The organism is Saccharopolyspora sp. NPDC049357, from assembly GCF_040677225.1.
In the GTDB taxonomy this organism is placed as follows: Bacteria; Actinomycetota; Actinomycetes; order Mycobacteriales; family Pseudonocardiaceae; genus Saccharopolyspora.
Map to the genome: position 1 here is coordinate 1 of NZ_JBFAQJ010000079.1, position 8129 is coordinate 8129.

6 protein-coding genes are annotated in these 8129 nt (G+C 69.8%); all 6 read right to left on the reverse strand.

Annotated features, from left to right (window positions below):
• Positions 1–206 (reverse strand): MSMEG_3727 family PQQ-associated protein (locus AB0J91_RS32715; protein ID WP_363876836.1); only part of this gene is annotated, 206 nt, incomplete at its 3' end.
• A 481-nt stretch (positions 207–687) separates the two neighbouring features.
• A complete protein-coding gene (gene katG, locus AB0J91_RS32720; protein WP_363876839.1) occupies positions 688–2907 on the reverse strand; it encodes a catalase/peroxidase HPI in 2220 nt (739 codons plus the stop codon).
• Between the two features lie 21 nt (positions 2908–2928).
• Positions 2929–4329 carry a LytTR family transcriptional regulator DNA-binding domain-containing protein gene (locus AB0J91_RS32725; protein ID WP_363876842.1) on the reverse strand — a complete coding sequence of 467 codons (1401 nt, stop codon included), beginning with the start codon at positions 4327–4329 and terminating at the stop codon, positions 2929–2931.
• A gap of 258 nt (positions 4330–4587) precedes the next feature.
• A complete protein-coding gene (locus AB0J91_RS32730; protein ID WP_363876845.1) occupies positions 4588–5955 on the reverse strand; it encodes an ATP-dependent 6-phosphofructokinase in 1368 nt (455 codons plus the stop codon).
• Positions 5952–6932, reverse strand: coding sequence for a class II fructose-bisphosphatase (glpX, locus tag AB0J91_RS32735; RefSeq protein WP_363876848.1), 981 nt, complete (start codon positions 6930–6932; stop codon positions 5952–5954). Before glpX ends, AB0J91_RS32730 begins: the two co-directional genes overlap by 4 nt.
• Before the next feature lie 45 nt (positions 6933–6977).
• The gene (gene hxlB / locus AB0J91_RS32740) at positions 6978–7583 is read right to left on the reverse strand and encodes a 6-phospho-3-hexuloisomerase (RefSeq protein ID WP_363796037.1); all 606 of its coding nucleotides are present in this window, start codon (positions 7581–7583) and stop codon (positions 6978–6980) included.
• Between the last annotated feature and the right edge of the window lie 546 nt (positions 7584–8129).

The following is an 8129-nucleotide window of genomic DNA, read 5'->3' on the forward strand; positions in this document are numbered from 1 at the left end:
TCACCACCATGCGGCAACACCAGAATCGCCGGATCCCAAGCGATCTCATCCTCCCGAATCCGGATGGTCGCCTCCATCGTGCCATCAGCCCGCTCCGCAGCCCGCACAATGTTGCCGGTACCCAGCACACGACCAATCGCCGCACTGTTCTGCGCATCCAACCCGAGCTCACTCAGAAGGTCTTCACGTTCTTGGGTCGACGTCATGGACCTCACCTCCTCGTTCGAATCCCGATTCCGGATCACTCACGCCACGCCGATGTGCTCGCGGAATGCGGACACGGTCGTCGCAACGGCGCGGGACGAAAATCAGCCGCCACCAGTGGAGCTCGGCGAGCTGAAAGAGCTGCCCCCGCCACAGGTACTCGTCGGCCCGGTCAAACGGTGGTTCCGAATGTGGTCGCCAGGCCTGACTTCTGTTCGATTCACCCTGTGATACTCATCAATTTTACGGTTCTCGCAACGACTCCGGAAGAGATGACCGCTCACCGGTGAGCCTGCACCGCTCGCCCGGAATCAACTACCGCCCAACGGAGTTGGGAACCGACGAGGCCCCGGTGACCAGTGCTCGCGAGTTCCGTTCCGCCGTCGGATGCTCGGTCCGAGGAATCGATTCACCGGACGGATTCCACCTGGCAGAAGGCATCTTCGGGCGTCACGAGCGAACTCCCCTCGAATGCGAGCGACGTCAGCGACATTCCGGTCGGCCCAGGTTCATGACCTTGTCCCACGCCGACACGAAATCGCGCGAGAACTCTTCCGGCTCGGCGGCGTAGAACTCCGCGAGAGCGCGCAATTCGGAGTGCGAACCGAAGATGAGGTCGACCCGGCCGGCGGTCCACCGCGGTTCTCCGGTCGCGCGGTCACGCCCTTCGAAGGTGGTGGAGATTCCGCGCGTGACCGACCTCGGTGTCCATTCGACGTCCATGTCGAGGAGGTTGGTGAAGAAGTCGTTGGTCAGCACGCCCGGTCGGGTCGTGAGCACTCCCAGCGGTGTGCCGCGGTGGTTGGCGCCGAGCGCGCGGAGTCCACCGATGAGCGCCGTCATCTCGGGGGCGCTCAACCTCAACTGGTTCGCGCGATCGATCAGCAGGTGTTCGGCCGGGAGCTGCGGTTTCTCGCTGACGTAGTTGCGGAAGCCGTCCGCGGTGGGTTCGAGCGCCGCGAAGGACTCGACGTCGGTCCACTCCTGGGTCGCGTCGGTGCGGCCGGGGGTGAACGGAACCTGGACACCGTGGGCTGCGCGTTCGATCGCTGCGCAGCCGGCGAGGACGATGAGGTCGGCGAGCGAAACGCGCTTGGCGTCAACGCGTTCGGCGTTGAACTCCTCCCGGATTTCCTCCAGTGCGTCCAGCACCGGCCCGGTGGTGGCGGGGTCGTTGGCTTCCCAGCGGCGTTGGGGTTCGAGGCGGATGCGGGCTCCGTCGGCGCCGCCCCGCTTGTCGCTGTCGCGGTAGGTCGAGGCCGACGCCCACGCGGTGAACACCAGCTGCGGGAGCGGGATTCCGCTGGCCGAGATGCGGTGCTTGAGCTCGGCGATGTCGGTGTCGTCGATGAGCTCGTGGTCAACCTCGGGCACCGGGTCCTGCCAGATCATCCGCTCCGCCGGAACCAGCGGTCCCAGGTAGTTGTGCCGAGGCCCCATGTCGATGTGGGTGAGCTTGAACCACGCTCGCGCGAAGGCATCGGCCAGCTCGTCGGGGCGGGCGAGGAAGCGGCGTGCGATCGGTGCGTAGTCGGGGTCTTCCTGCAACGCCAGGTCGGTGGTGAGCATCGTCGGCGTGCGCCGTTTCAGCGGGTCGTGGGGGTCCGGGGCCGTGCCGTGCCCCTGGTCCCCGCGGGGCACCCACTGCCACAGCCCGGCCGGGCTGAGCACGACGTCCCACTCGTAGGCGAACAGCGTCTCCAGGAACGAGTTGTCCCAGCTGGTCGGGGTGGGCGTCCAGATCCCCTCCAGCCCGGTCGAGATCGCATCCGACCCCTTGCCGGTTCCGTAGCTGTTCCTCCAGCCCAGGCCCTGCTCCTCCAGCCCCGCGGCCTCGGGCTCGGCGGCCAGGTGGTGCAGATCGGCGGCGCCGTGGGTCTTGCCGAAGGTGTGCCCGCCGACGATGAGCGCGACGGTCTCCACGTCGTCCATCCCCATCCGCCCGAACGACTCCCGGATCGCCCGGCCCGCCGCGATCGGATCGGGCAGCGTCGAGGGCCCCTGCGGATCGACGTAGATCAAGCCCATCTCATCCGCGGCGAGCGGTTGCTGGAGATCCCGCACCCCGGTGTGGCGCTCATCGGCCAGCCAGGTGCGCTCCGGACCCCAGTACACATCGGCTTCGGATTCCCACACGTCCTCGCGGCCACCCGCGAAACCCAGAGTCGTGAACCCCATGGATTCCAGCGCGCGATTGCCGGCGAAGACCATGAGGTCGGCCCAGGAGATGCTGCGGCCGTACTTCTGCTTGATCGGCCACAGCAACCTGCGTGCCTTGTCGAGGTTGCGGTTGTCGGGCCAGCTGTTGGTCGGCGCGAAGCGCTGCATCCCGGTGCTGGCACCGCCACGGCCGTCACCGACGCGATAGGTCCCCGCGCAGTGCCACGCCATCCGCAGCACCAGCGGCCCGTAGTGCCCGAAATCGGCCGGCCACCACTCCTGCGAAGTCGTCAAGACCGCGTCGACATCGCGGGCCAGCGCATCCAGATCGAGCTTCGCGAACTCGGCCGAGTAGTCGAAATCCGGGTCCAGCGGGTTCGCCGCGGGGTGGTGCTTGGCCAAGATCCCCAGGTCCAGTCGAGCCGGCCACCAGTCGCGGTTGTCACCACCCGCCGCCGGGTGGTTGCGGACCCGCTCGACGCGCCGCCGCACGCTCTGGTCGTAGTTCCTGCTGACCGCCACCGCATCCGGGTTCTCCGGCATCGGAACCTCCCTCCCGGCAACTCAGATGCCCAGCTCTCGACGCACCGCCGGGGCGTTCCTCCGCGACACCGGCACCATCGCGTCCGCGCCGCTGTCCATCACCAGCGCCAGTTCGCCCTTGAAACCGCGCTCGACCTCCCGGACGCGGGCGAGGTTCACCACGTACTGCCGGTGGACTCGCAGGAATCCGCTGCCGCCGAGCTCTCGTTCGAGCTTGTCCAGGGCCGGCGTCGCCGCCCGCAGGCGGCCCTGATCGGTCGACAGCCAGACGTCGTTGCCCTCCGACTCGGCGAAGGAGACCTCGGGCGGGCGCAGCAGCACCATCCGGTTCTCCCTGCTCGCGACGATCCGCGGCGCGTGGTCCTGGCCGCGCGCACCTCCCCCGCTGTCCGCGCGCGGCAGCTGCTCGCCCTCGGAGACCCCGAAGGACACCAGGTTGCCGACCAGGTGCCCGGACAAGAACACCGGACGGAAGCTGATCGGCGTCGGGTCGTCGGCGAGGTGCGTGAAGACCTGCGTGGATCCGACCCAGGCGGGGTTGTGGGACGCCTGCTTGGCGGCGTACCGGGCGGCCTTGATCAGCTCCGGCAGCCTCGGGTTCCACCGCACCGCCGGGTCGGGCGCCGGCGTCGAGCTCGGCACGCCGAGCAGCACGCTCGCCTTCTCGTCGGCGATCACCACGCGGCCGGCGGGATCCAGCGCCGCCACCGACGCGCCCGAACGCGAACGCGCGTGGTTGTAGGCCGCGACCAGCTCGGCACCGGCATCGCGGGCGCGGCGTCGAAGCATGAACTGCGTCCTGCTGGCGGCGTTGCTCAGCCACGCACCCGCGGCCTTGGGCAGCTCGCTGCGCCAGCACGAGATGTTGAGGACCGCAACCGGTTCCTTGGTCACCACGTCGCGCACCGCCACGCCCGCGCAGGTCCAGTCGTGGAACGCCTGGCACCAGTGCTCGGCGCCCCTGATCACCACGGGAGAGGTCGTCTCCAGCGCGGTTCCCATGCCGTTGGTGCCGGTGGCGCACTCCGACCAGCAGTACCAGGGCGCCAGGTTCGCCTTGGCCGCGAAGGCGCGCGTGGCCTTGTCGCCCCACTCGGCCAGGACCCGGCCGGAAGCGTCGGCGACCGTCACCACGCCACCGATGTTGCTCACCTCGTCCACGACCGAGGCCGCGCGGAAGCCCAGTTCGGCGAACACGACGTCGTGCTCCAGCGCGTGGTCGACGTCGGCCGTGGCGACCGGGGCCTCGGTGAGCGAGGGGTCGACGCCGTACTGGTCCCGGCAGCGGTGCCAGGACAGCGCCACCTCCGGCCGCACGCCGTGGACGTCGTCCTCACCCCGCACGAAGCGCTCCCACGCCTCGTACACGGTGGCCTTGCGCGGTTTGCGGGCCGGGAGGTCGAGCCGGTGCATGTCTACCATCTGGGGACCGCCTTTGGTCTTCTCACCAACCCGGAACGCGTGCGGACGGGGGACTCACGTGCCGGGACGAACCGCCGACTCGTCGAGAGCACGTCACGAATACCGAGGCGAACGGGCGTTTGAGGGTCTCGCGCTCCGGTCTCGATGACCTCGGGCCGAAAGCTACGTCGCGCGAGATTTCCGGGGCAAGCAGAACGCGACGACCGCTGGCGAACGGCGCACGAGCGGCAGCCCGGGGACAACCAGCGGTGGTCCGCGTCACCTCTCGACGAGCAGCGGGTGGTGCGGTGCCGGGCCCTGGACGAGGTGGCCGGTCGCTTCGAGCACCGACATCCACAGGTCACCGTCCGGATCGACCTGGTTGCGGTGGCTGATGATCAGCGGCATCGGCACGTGCACGAACCGCCGCCGCCAGCGCACCACCGCGGTCTCCGTGCGACCGGCCATGGCCGCGTGCACCGCCGCGTGGGCCAGGCGCAGGCAGTAGACGCTGTCGTAGGCGTTGGCGGTCACGCTGCGGATGGCGTAGCTCGGATCGATGTAGCGCACCGTCGGCGCCAGCCCGGCCGCCGTCAGGTGAGCGGTGATGGTCTCCCGGAGCAGCCCTCCGATGTCGCCGAGCTTGGCGTTGCCGGAGGCGTCGGTGGCGCCGCCTTCCAGCAGTCCGCGCTCGGCGAGCAGGTCCTGCCCCGCCCCTTCGGCGGCGACGATGACCACGAAGCCCTTCGTCCGGACGTGCCGCTCGACCCGGGCCAGCAGCCCGTCCTCGCCTTCCAAGGCGAAGGGCACCTCCGGGATGAGGACGATGTCCGCCGCGTTGCGGGCCAGCGAGGCGTAGCAGGCGATGAACCCGGAATGCCTTCCCATCAGCTTCACGATGCCGATCCCGTCCGGGCTGGCCGCGGCCTCGATGGAGACCGAGGAGATGAAGTTGGCCGCCTGCGCGAACGCGCTCTGGAACCCGAAGGACTGGTCGGTGTAGGGAAGGTCGTTGTCGATCGTCTTGGGCACGCCGATGACGGCGATGTCCAGACCGCGCGCCCGGATCGCCGCGGCCAGGTTCGTCGCGGCGTTCATGCCCCCGTCCCCGCCGATGACGAACAGGACGTTGATGCCTCGCAGCAGGAGGCTGTCGACCATCTCCTCTGCGTCCTGCCCACCCCGCGAGCTGCCCAGGATGGTGCCGCCCGCGTTGTGGATGTCGCGCACGCGGTCCGGCGTCAGCTCGATGGTGTCGTCGCGGTGCCGGGCGGTCAGGCCCCGAAGCCCGTTGCGGAAGCCCACGATGCGCTTGACGTCGTACTGCACGGTCAGTTCCTGCACCAGACCGCGGATGACGTCGTTGAGCCCGGGGCACAGTCCGCCGCAGGTGACGATGCCGGCGGTGACCCGCGCCGGGTCGAAGTAGATCTTGCGGCGCGGACCGGCGGCCTCGAAGCTCGGCAGGTCCTCGGGCGGGAGGCCGTGCTCGGCGAGCATGGACACCGTGTCCTCCAGCAGGACCCGGTCGCCCTCGGCCACGTAGTGCGGGGAGGTCCGCTTGGCGGCGAGCAGCGCGGACAGCGGCGAGTCGTGGCGGCACTCGCCGAGGTGGCGAACGCGCAGGTCGTCCAGGTGCAGCGTCATCGGATCCCACCTCTGACCGGATGCGCGCCGGTGTGCGAGATGCGGCGCACCTGGCCGCTGGAGATCAGCATCGACTCCGCGAGCACGGCCCCATCGGACTCCCGGGGACGGCTCAGCAGCGACCCGCCGGTGACGCCGGTGGCGGCGAACAGCGCATCGCCGCCGACGAGTTCGTCGCAGGTGTAGACGCGGTCGACGTCCATGCCCGCCGCGCGGATGGCGGCCGCTTCCTCCTCGCGCTGCGGGGCGAGACGGCCGAGCATGTCGCCGCCCAGCGCGCGGACCGCGGCGGCGGTCATCACGCCCTCGGGCGTGCCGCCGATGCCGAGCAGCAGGTCGGCGTCCCCGGTCGGCAGCAGCACTTCGAGACTGCCGGCGACGTCGCCTTCGGCCGGGGTGTGCACGGACGCACCGGCTCGCAGCAACCGCGCGATCAGCTCCTGGTGGCGCGGCTTGTCCATGACGACCACGCGCAGCCGGTCGACCGGCTTGCCGAGGGCGCGGGCGACGTTGGCCAAGGTCCGCTCGGGCGTGTCGGCGAGGTCGACGACGCCCTTCGCCCGCGGCGGGACCACGATCTTGTCCATGTAGAAGCCGGGGCCGGGCGACCAGAGCGTTCCGGGCTCGGCGAAGGCGATGGTGGCCATCGCGCCCGGGTGGTTCTTGGCGCAGAACGAGGTGCCTTCGAGCGGGTCGACGGCGATGTCGAAGTCCGGGCCGCGGCCGTTGCCCACGGCTTCGCCGTTGTAGAGCATCGGAGCCTCGTCCTTCTCACCTTCACCGATGACGACCGTCCCCCGGCCGGGGGCGTCGGCGAGCACCTGGCGCATGGCCTCGGTCGCCGCTGCGTCGGCCGCGTTCTTGTCGTGCCTGCCCACCCAGGCATGGCTGGCGATCGCCGCGCTGTGCGTGGCGGCCAGCGCGATCGCCTCCAGGGCGCGGACGTCGGTGCGGGTTCGCGGTTCGGTCCGGTGCATCTCGAGCTCCTCGGTTCGGCTGCCTGCCTGCATGTCCGGCACCGGTCACTCCAGATTCGCGTGCAGCCGCCACAAGTCGGTGGCCTGCACTCCGCTCGACCGCCACAGCGCGTGGAACAGCGCGTCGCTGAGCAGCAGCACCGACTGCTCGAACAGGCTCCCCGCGTACTGCTCGGACGCCTCGCCCTCGAAGTCCTGCTTGTCGGCGGCGGGGATGACCAGCACCTCGGTCGCGAGCTTCGCCAGCGGCGAGTCCGGCGCGGTCGTCAGCGCGATGACGTTCGCCCCCTGACCGCGCGCGGTTTCGGCCGCCCGCACCACGCGGGAGGTGGTGCCGGAACCGGACGCGGCGACCAGGACGTCACCCGTGCCGATCGCCGGCGCGGTCGTCTCCCCCACGACGTGCGTGGAGAGCCCGAGGTGCATGAAGCGCATCGCGGCCATCTGCAGGGCCAGTCCGCTGCGCCCGCCGCCGACGGTGAACACCGCCGTCGCGTTGAGCAGCATCGCTCCGGCGCGGGCCCAGGCCGCGGGCTGGACGTCCCGGCGCACGCGGTCCACCTCGCCGCTGATGGCCAGCGTCGCGTAGCTGAAGTGCGGCGGGTTGAGCCTGTCGCCGGTGTTCTGGTCAGCGGTGTCCGTTCCGGTCATCTGAGCCACTCCCCACTGCGTTCGTCGAAGAACTCCAGGCGCCCATCCGCGATGGTGAAATCGCGCGTTCCCATTCCTGGATTCCGCCCTCGTCGCGAATCCGCGGTTCCCGCGGTCGCATTTTCGGGACGCATTCTGCGGTTGTGAGACTGCACGGACGCCCGGATCCGGTCAACTGAGCGGTCACGAACAGGCATCCGGGCGGAACGAACGGCGCCCAGGTCCGCTCAAACGGTCGTTCACGCTCGTCAGCGGACTGGAGATCACCATTCCGGCGACCTCGACGCACCGCGGGAATTGCCATCTGGAAGGGCGTTCCGGCCGTTTGTTCCGCCGTGGCGTCCGTTCGTTCCGGCGCGGTTGACCGGGTTGTGGAGATCCGTGCACTGTCACAGGCCGTTGCTCGTTTCCGACTCCGGACCGAAAGCGCGGAACCGATCGGAAACCCTGAAATCCGCCGAGCACCACGAATTGAGGAGATTGCCGTGAAGCTGCAGGTAGCACTGGACGTCGCCACCCTCGAAGACGCGCTGACCCTGGCCCGCC